The organism is Rhizobium sp. CIAT894 (assembly GCF_000172795.2).
Taxonomy (GTDB): Bacteria; Pseudomonadota; Alphaproteobacteria; order Rhizobiales; family Rhizobiaceae; genus Rhizobium.
Map to the genome: position 1 here is coordinate 1,430,604 of NZ_CP020947.1, position 17,286 is coordinate 1,447,889.

The 17,286-nt window shown below is 62.4% G+C and carries 14 protein-coding genes; 2 read left to right on the plus strand and 12 right to left on the minus strand.

What is annotated here, in order from left to right:
- Positions 1-18 precede the first annotated feature (18 nt).
- From rsmA to RHEC894_RS07185, 7 genes are all read right to left on the minus strand, one after another.
- Positions 19-846, minus strand: a complete 828-nt coding sequence (gene rsmA, locus RHEC894_RS07155) for a 16S rRNA (adenine(1518)-N(6)/adenine(1519)-N(6))-dimethyltransferase RsmA (RefSeq protein WP_085736766.1) — start codon at positions 844-846, stop codon at positions 19-21.
- Positions 846-1,874 (minus strand): 4-hydroxythreonine-4-phosphate dehydrogenase PdxA, encoded by a 1,029-nt coding sequence (gene pdxA, locus RHEC894_RS07160; protein ID WP_085736767.1) that lies wholly within the window; start codon positions 1,872-1,874, stop codon positions 846-848. The genes rsmA and pdxA overlap by 1 nt, the downstream gene beginning before the upstream one ends.
- 6 nt (positions 1,875-1,880) lie before the next feature.
- Positions 1,881-2,825, minus strand: coding sequence for a peptidylprolyl isomerase (locus RHEC894_RS07165; RefSeq protein ID WP_085736768.1), 945 nt, complete (start codon positions 2,823-2,825; stop codon positions 1,881-1,883).
- A gap of 165 nt (positions 2,826-2,990) precedes the next feature.
- The gene (locus RHEC894_RS07170) at positions 2,991-5,318 is read right to left on the minus strand and encodes an LPS-assembly protein LptD (protein WP_085736769.1); all 2,328 of its coding nucleotides are present in this window, start codon (positions 5,316-5,318) and stop codon (positions 2,991-2,993) included.
- Entirely contained in the window at positions 5,318-6,406 is a 1,089-nt protein-coding gene (lptG, locus tag RHEC894_RS07175; protein ID WP_071090205.1) for an LPS export ABC transporter permease LptG, read from the minus strand. Before lptG ends, RHEC894_RS07170 begins: the two co-directional genes overlap by 1 nt.
- Positions 6,403-7,584: an LPS export ABC transporter permease LptF gene (gene lptF / locus RHEC894_RS07180; protein WP_085738890.1), complete on the minus strand. Its 1,182-nt coding sequence runs from the start codon at positions 7,582-7,584 to the stop codon at positions 6,403-6,405. Before lptF ends, lptG begins: the two co-directional genes overlap by 4 nt.
- Before the next feature lie 100 nt (positions 7,585-7,684).
- Entirely contained in the window at positions 7,685-8,458 is a 774-nt protein-coding gene (locus tag RHEC894_RS07185; RefSeq protein ID WP_085736770.1) for a phosphatase PAP2 family protein, read from the minus strand.
- Between the two features lie 143 nt (positions 8,459-8,601).
- Here RHEC894_RS07185 and RHEC894_RS07190 point away from each other — a divergent pair, with 143 nt between their 5' ends.
- Positions 8,602-10,092, plus strand: coding sequence for a leucyl aminopeptidase (locus RHEC894_RS07190; protein WP_085736771.1), 1,491 nt, complete (start codon positions 8,602-8,604; stop codon positions 10,090-10,092).
- Complete coding sequence (locus RHEC894_RS07195) at positions 10,092-10,541, plus strand: DNA polymerase III subunit chi (protein ID WP_085736772.1); 450 nt, start codon at positions 10,092-10,094, stop codon at positions 10,539-10,541. The genes RHEC894_RS07190 and RHEC894_RS07195 overlap by 1 nt, the downstream gene beginning before the upstream one ends.
- Positions 10,542-10,650: 109 nt before the next feature.
- Here RHEC894_RS07195 and RHEC894_RS07200 read toward each other — a convergent pair whose 3' ends face one another.
- The 5 genes from RHEC894_RS07200 to RHEC894_RS07220 all read right to left on the minus strand — a co-directional run bounded on the left by RHEC894_RS07200 (position 10,651) and on the right by RHEC894_RS07220 (position 17,283).
- Positions 10,651-11,577 (minus strand): Gfo/Idh/MocA family oxidoreductase, encoded by a 927-nt coding sequence (locus RHEC894_RS07200; protein WP_010068822.1) that lies wholly within the window; start codon positions 11,575-11,577, stop codon positions 10,651-10,653.
- Between the two features lie 113 nt (positions 11,578-11,690).
- Positions 11,691-13,733 (minus strand): prolyl oligopeptidase family serine peptidase, encoded by a 2,043-nt coding sequence (locus RHEC894_RS07205; RefSeq protein WP_085736773.1) that lies wholly within the window; start codon positions 13,731-13,733, stop codon positions 11,691-11,693.
- Positions 13,734-13,810: 77 nt separating this feature from the next.
- Positions 13,811-15,115, minus strand: coding sequence for an LLM class flavin-dependent oxidoreductase (locus tag RHEC894_RS07210; protein ID WP_085738891.1), 1,305 nt, complete (start codon positions 15,113-15,115; stop codon positions 13,811-13,813).
- A 14-nt stretch (positions 15,116-15,129) separates the two neighbouring features.
- Entirely contained in the window at positions 15,130-16,488 is a 1,359-nt protein-coding gene (locus RHEC894_RS07215; protein ID WP_085736774.1) for an MmgE/PrpD family protein, read from the minus strand.
- Positions 16,489-16,497: 9 nt separating this feature from the next.
- Entirely contained in the window at positions 16,498-17,283 is a 786-nt protein-coding gene (locus RHEC894_RS07220; RefSeq protein WP_085736775.1) for an amino acid ABC transporter ATP-binding protein, read from the minus strand.
- Positions 17,284-17,286: the final 3 nt, after the last annotated feature.

Here is a 17,286-nt window from a genome sequence, read left to right on the forward strand (position 1 = left end):
AAAGCGCGAAGCGGTTGTCTACAGGCTGTTTGCCAGCAGGCAGAATTCCTCGACCGACAGGGTCTCCGCCCGCCGCGCCGGATCGATCCCGGCCTTGACGAGCAGGCTCTCGCCGCCGAGCGGTTTCAGGCTCTGGCGCAGCATCTTGCGGCGCTGGCCGAAGGCCGCCTGCGTCACCTTTTCCAGATTGCCGACAGCGCAGGGGATCGGGTTGTCCCGGGGTGTCAGATGCACCACCGTCGACGTCACCTTCGGCGGCGGCGTGAAGGCCTGCGGCGGCACGTCGAAGGCCATCCGCGCCTCCGTCCGCCAACCGCAGAGCACGCCGAGACGGCCATAATGGTCGTCGTCTTCACCGGCGACGATGCGCTCGCCGACTTCCTTCTGGAACATCAGCGTCAGCGACTGCCAGAATGGCGGCCAGGCCTTCGGCAGGAGCCAGTTGACCAAAAGCTGCGTGCCGACATTGTAGGGCAGGTTGGCAATGATCTTGACCGGTCCATCGGGCGCCAGCGCCTCGAAATCCGTCTTCAGCGCATCGCCTTCGATGACTTCCAGCCGGCCGGGATAATGATCGGCGATTTCGGCGAGCGCAGGCAGGCAGCGGGCATCCCGCTCGACGGCGATGACCTTCCGGGCGCCGAGCGCCAGGATTGCCCGCGTCAGCCCGCCGGGGCCGGGGCCGACCTCGAAGATCGTCGCATCTTCGAGCGAGCCGGCCGTACGGGCGATCTTCTGCGTCAGGTTGAGGTCGAGCAGGAAGTTCTGCCCGAGCGCCTTGCGCGCATCGAGGCCGTGACGCTGGATGACGTCGCGAAGCGGCGGCAGGCCATCGAGTGCTGCCATCAGCGACGGCTTTCCTGAAGGCGGCCGAGCTGGGCTGCAAGCTTCAGCGCCGCAACGAGGCTCTGCTCGCGCGCCAGCCCCTTGCCGGCAATGCCGAAAGCGGTGCCGTGATCGGGCGAGGTGCGCACGAAGGGAAGCCCGAGCGTCACATTGACGCTGTCGTCGAAGCCGAGTGCCTTGGCCGGGATCAGCGCCTGGTCGTGATACATGCAGACGGCGACGTCGTATCGCGCCCGCGCCTCGTCATGGAACATGGTGTCGGCGGGCAGGGGGCCGATCGCATCGATGCCCTCGTCGCGCAGGCGCTCGATCGCCGGGCGGATGATATCCTCGTCCTCCTTGCCGATCGTTCCGTCTTCGCCCGCATGCGGGTTGAGGCCGGCGACAGCCAGCCGCGGCGCCGCGATGCCGAAGCGCTGCTGCAGGTCTTCATGGGCGATCCGGCAGGTTTCCATGATCAGTTCGCTGGTCAGCGCCTGCGGTACGTCCCGGATCGGAATGTGGATGGTGACCGGAATGGCCCTGAGCTTCGGTCCCGACAGCATCATCACAGGCGTCACCGGCCGGCCGGTCGCTCTAGTGGCGAGATCGGCGAGAAATTCGGTATGGCCGGGAAATCGGAAACCTGCTTCGTAGAGCACCGACTTGGCGATCGGGTTGGTGACGACCGCCAGCGCCTCGCCGTCGATGACGAGCGACACAGCTTTCTCGATCGCTGCGATCGTGCCTTTCGCCGTTGCTGCATGCGGTTCGCCGGCAACCACTTCGATACCGGCAGGCACTGGCATGACGGGCAGCGCATCGGCAAACATGCCGGCGGCCTCGCTTGCTCTATCCGTCTCGCGGATCGAAACCGCCAGGTTGAGCTGGCGCGCTCTCAACGCCAATACGCCGGGATCGCCGATCAGGAAGAATGGCGGCAGCCCGAGTTCGCGCCGCCGCAGCCAGGCCATCAGCGTAATATCCGGCCCGATGCCGGCGGGGTCGCCCTGGCTCAGCGCAAGCGGTCGCGAAAACGGTATCGTCATCGCAGGTCAACGATAGGCGATCTGCGCCTTCTTGCGCAGTTCATCCAGGTACTTCTTGCTGTTTTCGTTTTCCGGGCTGGCGTCCTTGCTGTCCTTGGACTTGCCGAGGTCTTCCTGGCGGAAGACCATTTCGGCCGCCTGGTCGTCGGAAACCTGGCGCTGGCTGCAGATTGCCAGATATTCGACGCCCTTGTCGGTGACACGGGTCCCCGTCGTATTGCCTTTGGCCTGTTCGACCAGCGGCTTCCAATCCGGCGGGATCTCGGGGGCGAGCATGCGGCCGAGATCGCGCACGGAAACGTCGCGCATCGTCGCGGCAAAGACCTTTGACTGATCGCAGCCCGGAAACTTCGAGCGCGATGCCTCGGCTTCGCCCTTGCGCTTGCCGGTGATGGCGTTGCGCTTGGCTTGCGGAATGACGAAAATGATCTGCTGCAGCATATATTCGGTCGTCACCGGCTTCTGCTTGTTGTTCTGCATCATGCGCGAGACGAGGTCATAATTCGACAGCCGCGAAGTCGAACCGTAGCGGGCGTTGACCACGCGCGGCCAGCTCATCTGCACGGCGATGAAACCTTTGAAATGGTCGACCCCGACGCCGGCACGATCGAGGATCTGCGACATCTGCTCGACGGAAAGCTTATTGCCGGCCGAAAAGCGCGCGAAAGACGCATCGACGTCCTGCTGCGAAACCGACATATGAACGCGGGCGACCTCCTGCCGCTTGAGCGACTCGTCGATCAATTGCTCCTCGGCAGCCTTGGCATCGGCCTTGGTGTGCTGCAGGCGCAGGAAGGCCTGGCGCTTGGCGACGTCGCCGCTGGTGATGGCCGTGCCGTTCACCACGGCCTTGACCTCGCTTGCGGCAAATGCTGGAGCGGCAACACCCGTCAGCAAGGCAAGCGCTGCCCCGGCGAGGAACGTGGTTATGGCTTTTTTCGCGTCAATCATCCGTTGACCTCCCGATAGCGCCGCGAGACGTTGTTCGCGGCGTTTTTTACCACAGTGCGAGACACGCGGCGAAACCGCTATGCCTCAGATATCGACTGGCGGCAATGTCCTGCACAGGCATACGGCGAAAGAATGGCTTCAGGCCATGTTTGCGCCGGCTGCCCGTCACTCAAGGGTGTTTGTGCCGATCTTGATGTCGCCGAGCGTCCGGAAGGTCAGCCGTGCGCCGATCGTCCAGTCACTTGCCGTTTCGTCGTCGGAGTCCCTTGTATCCGTATAGGCGATCGTGAAGATCGTGCATTCGTCTTCGTAGGTGAGACCGAGCGTCCGGCGGCTGAGCACGTCATTGTTCAAATCCCAGGCGATGCCGCCGAAGATCGACCAATAATCCTTGAACTTGATCTTACTGTTGGTCTGGATCTCGTCGTTGTCCTCGGCAAAGCCATATGCCGGCTGGGCGCTGAGATGGGTGTAGGTCACCTGCGTCTGGAAGGTGTCGTTCTGGTAGGCCGTCGTCAGGTCACCGCGGCGGAACTCGAAATCCTTCTCGTCGAGACGATAGGAGGCCGTCACCGAAACGCCGTAGGGCGTCTCGACGCCGCCGAGGCCGACATAATCGGAGCGCGTGGTTTCAAGGCCGGAATCTGCGCCGACATTGACGAGGTCGTCGGTCGCGAACGAGTTCTGGCCGGCAATCTGGTAGGATTGGCCGAAGATGCCGTGCAGCTTGTAGCCGCTGTCGAACGTGCCGGTATACTGGACGCCGACATTGGCGCGGGTGCCGCCTTCGACGCGGTCGTAGCCCGAGAATTTATCGCGGTCGAACAGCGACGTGGCGTCGAAGACGAAGCTCTGCGCATCCTCGTTCGGCAGGCGGCCGGCGAGCTGCTCGTCTGGGCGGGCATAGATCTGCGCGATCGGCTCGAGGATATGGGTGCTGTTCTCCGTCGTCATCAGGATCGGATAACGCATCTCCAGCCCGGCCGTGAACATCGAGCGGGTAGCGGAATTGTCGTCGAGATAATTGCCGGCGTAACCTGTCGGGTCGTTCATGTTAAGCGCGAAAGCATCGCCGCGCGCGGCCAGCAACGGCGTGATCACCAGGCCGGTCGGTGTGACATAGGTGCGCTTCCACTCCAATTCACCGGTCAGGCGCGAGGTCTGGCCCTTCAGGCCGCGAAAGCGGTCGAAGCCGTCGACGGTGTAGAAGTCGTCATGGGTGCGCGAAATATTGGTCAGGTTGACGTCGGCCGAAAGCTCGCCGCCTGCAAGCGGCTGCGGCGCCACATAGTGATAGTCGAGCGACGGATAGACGATCGCCTGCTGCTTTTCGGCCGTGTTCGTCCGGTCGGCATCCTGGACGTCGAAATAGAACGCCCGCATGTCGAAATAATTGCGTTTCCCAAGCCCTGTCAGGTAAATCTGGTTGGTGTGATCCGTGCCGGTCAGGTCCCGCAGCTTGTACGTCTTCGAGAAATTGTTGTCGCTCTGCACCATGACGTCCCAGCCGAACGTCCAGCGCGGATTGATACGGAATTCGGCCTTCGACGCCACCATGCCACGCCGGCTGGCTTCGGCATCGCTGGTGCCCGAGCTGAAATTGTCCGGCTTTGCCTGGTCGATGCCGGCGACGCGCAGGATATGCGTGCCGTTTTCGAAGCGCTGGCGGAACTCGCCTTCGACGAGGAAGCCCTGGGCGGTGTAGCCGGTGGTGGTGACCGTCGCGTCCATGCTCGGCGAGATCACGTAATAATAAGGAATGGAAAGGCCGAATCCGAGGTTCTGCGACAGGCTCATCGTCGGGAAGAGAAAGCCCGACTTGCGCTTCACCGTATTGTCGGGAACCTCGATGAACGGCAGGAAGGCGATCGGATAGCCGAGCAGCTCGAAGCGCGCACTTTCCAGACGGATCGTATGCGTCACGCCGTTCTGGATCACGCGCTTGGCCTTGACCTGCCAGAATGGCGCACGCTTCGGATCTTCGGCGCAAGGAAGACAGGCGGTGTAGACGCCCTTGTTGAGAATCATCTTCGTGCCGCCGACGCGCTCGCCGCTTTCGGCGACGATACGCGTATTGTCGGTGGTTTCGATGCGCAGCGAGTTGAGGAAACCGTCGGAAAAATTGTCGGTCACGTCAAGGTTGTCGGCATAGATGCGGTTGCCGTCCGGGCTGACCATCTCGACATTGCCGAGCGCCATCATCCGGCCGGTCTTCTGATTGTACTCGACCTTCTGCGCGACCATTTTATAGCCGCCATAATTGATCTGCACACCACCGACCGCCGACACCAGGTCGGCGTCACGGTTATAGACGAGTTCATTGGCCGAAAGCAGAAGCTTGGCCTCTTCAGGAATCTTCTTCGCTATATTTTGTTCGGGCGCGCTGGCCTGGCCGTAGGAGGCCGGAGCGCTGCCGAAATAGGAACATGAAGCCGCACTGACAAGCAGGGCAACCAACTGTTTACTAAAATACTTGCGGTCGCCTGCCGCCACTAGCCGTCCTCCTGATGAAGCAGAATAGTCGCACCCAAGGCCAGCGCGACGACCACCGGTATCCACGTCGCCACGAAGGGGGGCACGACTCCGCTGCTTCCGAATGCCTTTACAAGCACGGTGATGACATAAAGCACGAAGCCCGAAAGGATGCCACCCAGAATCACGGAGCGGGATTGGTTGAACCGGCTAAATTTTAGGGACACTGTTGCAGCAATGAAAGTCATCGCCACCAGCAGCAGTGGCTGGGACAACAAGGAGTTGAATTGCGTCTCCAGCGCCTTGGTCGAGATGCCGAAGGATTTGGCCGCGGCAATGCGGTTGGAAAGGTCAAAGAAACCAATTGTTTCCGGCGCCGTCAGCCGCTCCTGGACGAAGTCCTGTTTCAGATTGGTGCGAAGTTGAACCGAAGCTTTACGCACGGGGATTTCGCCAGGCTTGCGCTCGACAACGTTGTTAAGTTGCCAGTAACCATCTTCCAATTTCGCCGTCGCGGCATCCTGTCTCAGAATGACCTGACCGCTTGAATCGAAATGGATCAGCACGGCGTCGATCAGCTTGGTTCCGTTCTCCTGAACCGTGTGGGCGCCGATGATGACGTCGTCCCGGCCGCTGATCTGGCGCAGCCACGGAATCTGCGGCGCCTTGCGCAGAACCGCGTTCTCGCCGCGCCAGTCGGATTCGACGAGCAGCGCCTGGCGCTGTCCCCAGGCGGCAAGCGGGTTGAGCGCCGTCATCGTCAGTATGCCGAGCAGCAGCGAGCCGGCGATGAAGGGGGACATGAACTGCCAGACCGAAATGCCGGCTGCGCGCGTGACGACGAGTTCATATTTGCGGTTGAGCCCGATCAGCACCGTCATGCCGACGAACAGCGCGATGAAGGGGACCGTCTGCTGCAGGATTAGCGGCAGGCGCACGGCGGTCATCAGGATGCCGCCGCCGATCGTATAGCCGGGCAGGCCGGACATGCGGCCCGCCGTCTCGCTGAAATCGAGAAGGAAGGAAATCGCCGAGACGCCGATCAGGAACCAGCCCATCGTCACCAGATAGCGGCGAAAGAAATAACGCGACAATGTCCCGAACATCATTGGGCGGCATCCCTGCCGGTCCTGCCGGTAGCTGCAAGCAGCCTTTCCTGCATCCGTCTCCAGAAAGACGACATCCGGTCGCGAACGAACGAAGGCATGGCCAGTCGTTTGTGCAGGCCGAGGAAGACGATCGAGACGATGCTGCTGACGATCGGTATGGCATAGAGAACGACGATATATTCAGGGTCGGTGTCGATCTGGTTGGCCGCGTAGAAGGCCGCCCATCTGAGCGCGAAGGCATAGGCGAGCGCGCTCACCATCGGATGCAGCCGCGCTTCGCGGTGCGAGCGCGCATCGCCGGCGATCGCCAGCGAAAACAGCGCAAAGACGATAGGCAGGATCCAGTCCGTCAGCCGGCGGTGCAGTTCGGCGCGGTAGCTCTGCGGCCGGATCGTATAGTCCTTGTCGGCCGGATCCGGATTGATCAGGAACCACAGGTCACGGTCGCTGGCGCGCAGCGTCGCCTGGCCGCGATTTTCGGTCATATCGGAGAGGTCGAAGGAGTAGGAATCGAAATTGATCACCGAGACGTTGCCGTCCGGCGTTTTGCGGTGCACTTCGCCCTGATGCATGATCAGCGTCGTGCCCGTATCGTCGACGGCGCCTTCCTTCGCATAATAGATCAGCTCGTAGGCCGGGTCGCGCTCGTCGGCGACGAAAAGGCCCTTCAGCATGCGGCCGGCCATCCGCTTCGAGATCTGCACATAAAGGCCTTCATCAAGCTTGCGGAAGGTCTTTTCTTCGATCACCGAAGACAGCAGGTCGGCATAGGTCTCGGCGATCATCTGGCGCACGACGGTCTTTGCGCGCGGCTCGACGACGTTGTCGACGAAGAAGGAAAACACGCTGACGACGGCGGCAAGCAGCAGGATCGGGCGGATCAGCACGCTGCGCCGCGCCCCGGCCGCGTCGATGACGGTCAGCTCGGAATCGTTGTTCATCGTCGTCAACGTCTGGGTGATCGCGATGACGAGGGCAAAGGGCAGCACGACGGGAATGATCGACGGCAGGATCATCGTCGCGAGCTTGGCGAACGAGCCGATCGACTGGCCGCTGTCGGTGACCAGGTTGATTCGCTGCAGAACCTGAGTCGTCCAGATGATCGCCAGAACGGGCAGGAGCGCCACGAGAAACATCTGGCCGACGCGCCGCAATATGTATGTCTCGAGTAGTTTCATGCCTGCCCTTGAAAGCACCTGCACGCCCAAACGGCTTTGCAGGAGAAACCCTCTACGCTCTTTGTCGCCGTATTGCGACAAGCAGGTGTCAAAAATTCATTCAAATTTCAGAATTTTTTCGATGCTGTTGCGACTCAGTTAATGCCAGCAACGCGGCGAAGACGACAAGCGACGAAAGCCATCCGAGAACGACGTCGGAAAGGTAATGCGCGCCAAAGGATAGCCGCATCGCAGGCGTCAGGATCGAGATCGCTGCCACGGGGGCCGCCACTGCATAGCGCAGGGATTTCGGAACGAACAGCAGAAGGCAGAAGAGCCAGCCGGCGCTCGCTGCCTCGCCCGAGATGAACGAGCAGTTCGAGACGCATTTTCCGGCAAGCGAACCTGCCTCGACGAAATGCAGCGCACCGCCGAAAATATCCGTCTGTATCGGCCGCGGCCGGCCCCAATGTTCCTTCAGGATAACATTGACGAGCAGCACCGGCCCGATCAGCAGCGTTCCGAGCGAGACTTTCAGCTTGTTTGCCCGCTCGGCGTTGAAGGTCGCGCCATGCTGCTGGTAACATTCGATGAGTTTCCACGCCATGACGATCGCCACGACATAGGGCAGCCGGAAGAAGATATTGCGCAGCAGGTCGAAATTTCCGGAATCGCGATAGGGAAAGCCGCCGCAGATGCTTCCGGGGGCCGCCGTCGCGTCGCAATCCGTGGCCAGGAAGAAAAGCTGGGAAAAATAGATGTCTATCGCGGGAAAGGCGCGAAAGACGGCAAGCAGCACCCACCACGTCCAGAACAGCAGCATGAATGCGCCGAAAGTCGTTTTCGGCAGGCGGATTGCCAGGCTCCGCCATGGATTTTTCGGGAAAACTGTCAACGCGAATATCTACGAAACTGACGAAAACATGAGGGCCATCATGGCCGCTGGCGACCATAACAATTGTCGCCAGCCATTGACAGACCCGCCAAACGCGAAATTATCCGCCAGGGACGGATTTCGAGAATCCCAGCGGAGAAGACATGTCAGCAAAGTTCGAAATTTCATTCTCAAAGTCGGCAAAGCTCAGTGGAGGCCTGGCGATCTTGTTGAAGACCGCAGACGCCGACAGTCCTGCGGGCGCCGACACAGTCGATCCGGCCGGCGTGATCGCCAAGGCTGCCAGGATCGCCCGATTCTCCGCGAAATCTATGAGCGTTCTCGATATTGTCGCCCCGGAAGGCGCCTCCGTCGAGCGCATCGTCGTTATCGGGCTTGGCAAGACCGCCGGCCTCACCCCCCATGATTGGCTGAAGGCCGGCGGCGCTGCGGCGGCGAAAATCAAGAATACCGACAAGGCCGCCGTCTTCATCGACGTGCCCGGCCTAGAGACGAGCGCGCGGGCCGCCGCCGATTTCGCCCTCGGCCTGCTGCTGCGCGCCTATAGCTTCGATACCTATAAGACGAAGAAGGGCGACGACGAGGAGAAGCCGGCAAAATCCGTCAAGGTGACGATCGTCACCGCCGATCCCGCCGGCGCCAAGGCGGCGTTTGCCGATTCCGAAGCGATCGCCGGCGGCGTCAATCTTGCCCGCGACCTCGTCAACGAGCCGCCGAACGTGCTCGGGCCTGTCGAGTTCGCCGCCAAGGCGAAAGAGTTGGAAAAACTCGGCGTCGAGGTGGAGATCCTGACCGAGAAGGAGATGCGCCGCCTCGGCATGGGCGCCCTTCTCGGCGTCGCCCAGGGCTCAGTGCGTCCGCCGCGCCTGGCGGTCATGCAGTGGAAGGGCGGCAGGGCCAAGGATCGTCCCATCGCCTTCATCGGCAAGGGCGTCGTTTTCGATACCGGCGGCATTTCGATCAAGCCGGCCGCGGGCATGGAGGACATGAAGGGCGATATGGGTGGTGCGGCAGCCGTCACCGGCCTTATGCATGTGCTCGCCTCCCGCAAGGCCGCCGTCAACGCCGTCGGCATTATCGGCCTGGTCGAGAACATGCCTGACGGCAACGCCCAGCGTCCGGGCGACATCGTCACCTCGATGTCCGGCCAGACGATCGAGGTGATCAATACCGATGCCGAAGGCCGCCTCGTGCTTTGCGATGCCCTTTGGTACTGCAACGATCGTTTCAATCCGCAGTTCATGATCAATCTCGCCACGCTGACCGGCGCAATCGTCGTGGCGCTCGGCAATGTCCATGCCGGCCTGTTCTCCAATGACGATCAGCTTTCCGCCCGGCTGACGGCAGCCGGCCTTTCCACCAACGAGAAGCTCTGGCGCATGCCGCTCGGTAAGGACTACGACAAGCTGATCGACAGCAAGTTCGCCGACATGAAGAACACCGGCGGCCGGCAGGCCGGCTCGATCACCGCGGCGCATTTCCTCAAGCGCTTCGTACAGGATACGCCCTGGGCGCATCTCGATATCGCCGGCACGGCGATGGGCTCGCCGCAGGATGAGATCAACCAGTCCTGGGGTTCCGGTTTCGGCGTGCGCCTGCTCGACGAACTCGTTCGCGCCCATTATGAAGCCTGATGACGGACGTTCTTTTCTATCATCTGACCGAAACCAGGCTGGAAGACGCGCTTCCACCGCTGATCGACAAAAGCGTCGAGCGCGGCTGGCGCGTTGCCGTCCAGACGCGTGAGCCGGCGCGGCGCGATGCTCTCGACGCGCATCTTTGGACTTTCCGCGAGGAGAGCTTCCTGCCGCACGGCATCGACGAGGGCGATTTCGCCGAAAGCCAGCCGGTGCTTTTGACGGTGACGTCAGGCAATGCCAATGCGGCGACCGTGCGTTTCATCATCGACGGCGCCGAGCCACCGCCGGTCGAGGCCTATGAGCGCATCGTCTTCATGTTCGACGGTCACGACCAGGAGCAACTTGAGGCCGCCCGCGCGCAGTGGAAGAAGCTGAAAGGCGAGGGACATAACCTCACCTATTGGCAGCAGACCCCGGAAGGGCGGTGGGAGAAGAAGGCCTGACGTCGCTTCCCACGCCACGCCGATAACTGCATGCATAAAAACGACAAGCCAAAGCGCGTCGCATCGATCAAGTTTCGATGCGACGCGCTTGGCGTTTCAGTAAGGCCGCTCAGTCGTGGAACGCCTCGACGAACTTGCGCTTGCCGAGCATGAAGGCGTCGGCGACGTGCCGCAGCGGCGCGAGATCGACATCCGATTTGCCGGCCTTGATGATTTCGGCGAAGCGACGGTAGAGCGAGGGATATTCCTGTTCCGGCTCGGCGAAGGTCAGCGTGCCGTCCACCGAAAGCTTGGCGCCGCCCTCGGCGAGAACCATCTGGCCGGCCGCCGTTTCCGCAACGATGTCCCAGCTCTGTTTGCCGGTCTGGCGCCAGTCGAATTCGGCATGAACGGGCAGGCCGCCGGCATCCTGGAAGCGAATGTCGGCGGCGATCGGCGCATCGCGGTTTTCAGGGAATTCGAGCACGGCTCCCGTGATGAAGATCTGCCGCGGCAGGATGTGGGTGACGATCGACAGCGCGTTGATGCCGGGATCGAAAACACCGAGACCGCCGGCCTGCCAGATCCAGTCCTGGTTCGGATGCCAATGGCGGACATCCTCCTTCCAGATCACATGCACGCTTTTGATCGTCGTCGCGGCAAGAAACGCCTTGGCGGCTTCGACGGCCGGCGCATAACGCGAATGCCAGCTGGCAAAGAGCGAGGCGCCCTGCTTGCTCGCAAGCGCCTCGAGATCGGCCACTTCGCTCAGCGTTGCGCCGGGCGGTTTTTCCAGGAAGACATGCTTGCCGGCGACGAGCGCCTTATAGGCGGCCTCGTAACGATATTGCGGCGGCATGCAGAGCGAGACGGCATCGATGGAAGGCTCGGCGTCGAGCATCGCTTCGATCGTCGTATAGCTGTTGATGCCTTCGACGGTGCCGTGGCGGCTTGCCGTAGCGACGAGCTTGAAATCCGGGTTCTTGGCGATGGCAGGAAGGTGCTGGTCGCGGACGATCTTGCCGACGCCGACGATGGCGAGGTTGATTGGAGACATGGTTTCGCTCGAGCCTGTGAAAAGTATGATTTATTGCGCTTCTTTTAGCAGAAAGGAGAGCGTCGACAAGCTCTCCCCTTCATTCTCTTCTATCCTACCGCATGATGGCCCATCTACCTCATGATAGTTTGGCGAAGGAAGCTGTAACCCATCGCCGCGCGGGCGGCGCGCTCTTCGGAATTGCCGTCGCCGCCATGCCCGCCGGAGCCGAATTCATGGAAGAGTGGCTGGTGTCCTGCCTCCTCCAGCCGCGCCGCAAAGCGGCGCGCATGCGAGGGATGCACACGGTCGTCATTGGCGGAGCTTTCGATATAGATCGGCGGATAGGCAACCTCCGTTGCCGGCCTGATATTGTGAAGTGGCGAATAACCGAGCATGAAATCCCGGTCTTCCGGTATCTCCGGATTGCCGTATTCGTCCATCCAGGCCTGTCCCGCGCTGAACAGGTGGAAGCGTGTCATGTCGAGCACCGGCACCTGGCACCAGCCGGCGCCGAAATCCGCTGGGTAACGCGTCAGCATCACCCCGGTCAGCAGGCCGCCATTGCTGCCGCCTTGGCAGGCGATCCGCGACGGCACGGTATAGCCGCGGGCAACGAGATCGCGGGCGATGGCGACGAAATCGGCAAACGCCCGGTCTCGCCCCTGCCGCTTGGCGCTGCGATACCAGTCGGGCCCGAATTCGCCGCCGCCGCGGATATAGGCCTGCACATAGGCGCCGCCTTGCTCCAACCAGCGCCCTGTTACGCCGGAATAGGTCGGCGATAGCGAGACATCGAAGCCGCCATAGCCATAAAGCAGCACCGGCAAAGCGCCCTTGGTCCAGTGCTTCGGCAGGACCAGCCGGTAGGGCACTTTTGTTCCGTCTTCCGAGACAGCTTCCAGCAGTTCGGATGACATATCCGTCGCGTCGAAATAACGCGGCGCAGCCGCGACAAAAATCGGTCCGGGCTCTCTGCTGCGATCCGAGAGTTCCAGCCGGTAGCAGGCCGGTGGCTGCAGGAAGCCCTGACCGACGATGTAGAGCGTATCGTCGCCGAGGTGCAGATCCGCGTGCAGCGGCCTGAAATAAGCCGTCTGCATGTCGGTCGGCAGCGCAATCTCGCGCTGTTCGGCATCGGGCTTGGTCAGGTCCAGCACCAGGAGGCGCGGACGCAGCCGGTCGGAGATGATGAAGACGCACCACTGACGCATCAGCATCATCTGCGAGATCGACTGGCCCTCGCCAGGCTGAAACAGGATCCGCTCCGGCCCGAGCACGGCCGTCTCAGAGGTCGGATCGAAGCGCTGCAGCACGAGGCTGCCGGTGGCAACGCGCTCATCGGTCTTTGCCCGCCAAAGGCAATGATCGTGATTGAATTGGAAATCCGCCTCCTCGGGCAGATCGATACGCCGCCGCGCGCCGTCGTTGCCGATCAGGAACGCGCTTGAGACGCCGATCTCATGGGCGGCGACGAAAATGTCGATCAGTCCGGCATTCGCCGAGGCGCCCGACAGGGCAGGGTCGATGATGAGATTGAAACCGTAGACGTCCTCGTCGGCGGCCTCGAACATGATGGCGGCCTCTTCCGGCCGCTGCCCGCGCTTCAATCGCCGCCCGACGCGCGGCCATCCCGAGCGGGTCGCCGAATATCGGTCGATGGAACCGAAATAGCAGATCTCGTCGCGGCTCAGCCAAGTGGCGTGCGAGCGCGCGGCAGGCGTATCGAAACCGCCCTCGACAATCTGTTTCCTCTCGGCGTCGAATTCGAGCAGCCGGAGAAGGTCGGAGCCGCCGTCCGAAAGCGTGAGCAGCACCCGCGTCGGCTCCCACGGGCAGGTGACGGCGCCGCGCCAGTTCCAGCGCTTGCCTTCGCCGACGCAGAAGGCGTCGAGATCGAACACCGGCTCCCAGGCGGCATCGGGCAGGGGAGCCAGGCCCGCCGGCAGACGGAGCCAGACGCCGAGCGGATTGTCCTTGCTCTGGCGGAAATCGAACAGCCACGCGCCGCGGCGCATCGGGACGATCAGCCTGTCCTGCCGCTCGATCAGCGCCTTGATCGCATCACGATCTTCGCCAAATTGCGGTGTTCGCAATGCCGCGTCGGAAAGCGCGTTGTGTTCGTCGATGAATTGGCGGGTGCGCGGATCATCGTCCGTTTCGAGGTGAAGGTTCATATCTGACCTGCCGGCTCCTGTTCAGCGTCTTTTAAGACGCTGTAGCATTTTGAATTATGCAGGAGCCAATATTTCGTTCAGGGCGAAATTGGCGCAGGCCGCGTGAGGCCGAGATGTGCGCGAAGCGTTGAGCCGCCATATTCCCTGCGGAACAGGCCGCGCTCCTGCAGGATCGGCACGACCAGCTGTGTGAAGTCTTCCAGGCCCTCGGGGAAAAAGGGCGGCATGACGTTGAAGCCATCGGCGGCGCGGCTTTCGAACCATTGCTGCATCCTGTCGGCGATTTCGACCGGCGTGCCAAGGACGATATGGTGGCCGCGGCCGGCGGCAACGCGCAGTGCCAGCTGCCGGATGGTCAGATCCTCGCGCCTTGCCAGCGCGGTCAGGAGTTCGGCGCGGCTGCGCAACTGGTCGGAGATCGGAAGATCGGGTAGCGGGCCGTCGAGATCGTATTCGGCAAGGCTGTGGCCGATGCGTTCTTCCAGAAGCGGCATGGCGCTTTTGATATCCGTCCACCTGTCGAGTTCTGCAAGTTTGTCCGCGGCTTCCTTGGTCGTGCGGCCGATCACCGGCAGAAAACCAGGCATGACGGCGATGTCGTCCGGCTGGCGCCCGAAACGAGCGACACGCTCCTTGAGGCTTCTGTAAAAAGCCTGCGCCTCTTCGAGGCTCTGCTGCGCGGTGAACACCACGTCGGCGGTGCGGGCGGCAAGGTCCTGGCCCGGTCCGGACGAGCCGGCCTGGATCAGGATCGGATGGCCCTGCGGTGCACGCGGAATATTCAGCGGTCCCTTGACGGAGAAATACTTGCCCTTGTGATCGAGGACACGGAGCTTGGCGGGGTCGGCGTAGACGCCGCTTTGCTTGTCCTTGACGAAGGCATCGTCGTCCCAACTGTCCCAGAGCCCGCGCACGACGTCGACAAATTCCTCGGCCACGGCGTAACGTTCGTCATGCTCGGGATGGGCCTTGGAGAAATTGTTCGCCGTGCGGGCATAGGAGGTCGTGACGATATTCCAGGCGGCGCGGCCGTGGCTCAGATGGTCGATCGAGGCGAAGGCGCGGGCCGTGTGGTAGGGCTCTCCGTAGGTCGTCGACGCCGTTGCCGCCAGCCCGATCTTGTCGGTCACCATGGCCAGCGCGGACAGCAGCGTCAGCGGTTCGAAACGGGCGATCGTCGAGGGATGCGCATCGACGCCGCTGGTCAATCCGTCGGCCAGGAAGACCATATCGAATTTCGCTGCCTCGGCGATCTCGCATACGCGCTTCAACAAACCGAAATTTTCGCTTCCCGCCTCGGCGTGAGGATGACGCCAGCCGGATACGTGGTGGCCGGCCCCTTGCAGGAACAGGCCCAGGTGGATTTCTCTCTTGCGGGTCATGGCAAAATCTTTCGTCAAACGAGGTTTTGGGCGGCATCGTGATTGAGCAGCGCCAGGAGTTTTCGAAGGTCGGCGGCGCTGTGCATGGTCCGGACGAGTGAGGGAATGTCGGCGAAGGCCGGATGGCGACCGGTCGCGTCAAGAAATTTTTCCGTCGGATCGGCCAGCCCCGGCAGGCCGTCGAAACGGCGCTGTATCGTGCTGCCGTCGGCAAGCGCGATATCGACGATCACGAAGCGGGTCTGCGGATCGCTCGACATGCGCGGCGCGGCCTCGTCATGGCGGCGGCCGGCTCGCTTGGCGAGCGCCATCAGCCGTGGCGCGACCGGCTGCCCATCAAAATGATCGAGCCGCAGGGCGCCGTCGATCAGGGCCGCCGCGAACACGTATTCCGGGCTGAAGCGCGCCTCGATCCCGTTGGTGGGCTCGCTCACCACCAAGGCTGCATCCGCACCGGGCGGATAGGTGAAGGTGATGCGCGCGATTGCTTCTGCGCGCAGGCCTTCTCGGTTGAGATCGATGCCGAGAGAAGCGACCGGATGGCTGGCAGTGCAACAGGGATAGGCCTTCAGCGTCAGCCCGGGCGCGACGATCTGCCAGGGCGAGCCCCAGTTCTCGGTCAAGGCGGACAGGCGTTCCGCGCCGAAGGCAAAGACCGAATGGAAGCCTACCGGATTATCGAGAAAATCGGCCGCACCGCCAAAACCGGCCGCCGCCAAACGCGCCGACAACACACCGGATCGCGCTGCCATGCCGGCATGAAAGGGTTTGGCGTCCTTGCCGAACTGCAGCCGAAGGCCGGACGATTGCGTTGCCGCAAGGCCGAGTGCGACAGCGGTCTCCTCCGCCGAGGCGCGCTTGAGATGGGCGATTGCGGCGGCCGCGCCCATTGTGCCGAGCGTTGCCGTGGCATGGAAACCCTTCTCGTAGTGCTTCGAGCCGAGCGACAATCCCAGCCGCGCCATGGCTTCGAGCCCGACGATATAGGAGGCGACCAGCGCCTCGGCGGAAAACGCGCGCCCGGCGGCCAACGCCAGCAGCGCCGGCATGATCACCGTCGTCGGGTGGCCGCGCACGCTTGCATGCACGTCGTCATAGTCGAGCACATGGCCGGCATAGCCGTTGACGACCGACGCCGCCAGCGGATCGGTTCGGCGCGCGCTGCCAATCAGGATCGCCTCACCCGGCAGATCGGCGCCGACGGCTTCAGCCAGAAGGCCGGTCGTGTTGTCTCGGGCGCCGGCAATCGCGCAGGCGAGAAAATCGATGATCGCCAGGCGGGCCGCGTCCATCGCTGCGGGATCCTTCGACGGGTCCGAGGAGATGATCGCCTGCGCGAATGCCGAGGTTAGAGGTGCGAATGTTCTCGTCATGACAATATCCTAAATGCTTTCGCCGCGCTCCATTCCGCGCGTGCCGGCAAGGCCGCCGACGAACTGGCGGATGCGGGGGTTGTCGAATGTATGGAATATTTCTTCAGGGGAGCCGTGGTCGACGATGCGTCCGTTCTCGGTGAAGACGACGGTGTCGCTGATCTCCTCGGCGAAGCGCATTTCATGGGTCACCAGGATGCTCGTCATGCCGTCGCGGATGAGGTCGCGGATCACCCACAGCACTTCGCCGACCGTCTCAGGGTCGAGCGCCGAGGTGACTTCGTCGAACAACACCAGTTCCGGCTTCATCGCCAGCGCGCGGGCAATAGCCACGCGCTGTTGCTGGCCGCCGGAAAGCTGGCCGGGATAGGCGCCGGCTTTTTCAGACAGCCGCACCTTTTCGAGCAGTTCGCGTGCAAGTCTTTCTGCCTCGCCCTGCGCGACGCCGAGGATGCGGGTCGGAGCCAGCACGATATTGTCCAGCACCGTCAGGTGGGGAAAAAGATTATATTGCTGAAAGACGATGCCGACGCGCTTGCGCAGCGCAATGCGCGCGCTTTCCGTGGTCAACTGGTCGACGCGGGTGCCGCCGACCGTGATGCGGTCGCGCTGCGGCGTCACCAACGCGTTGATGCAGCGCAGGATCGTCGATTTTCCCGAGCCGGATGGGCCGATAATGGAAACCGCATTGCCCCTGTTGACGGTCAAGTCGATGCCCCTCAGCACCTCCGTCTGGCCGAAGGAAAGGTGGACGTCTTCCAGTCGCACGATCGCGTCGTCGCTTTTTGTGTTCATCGT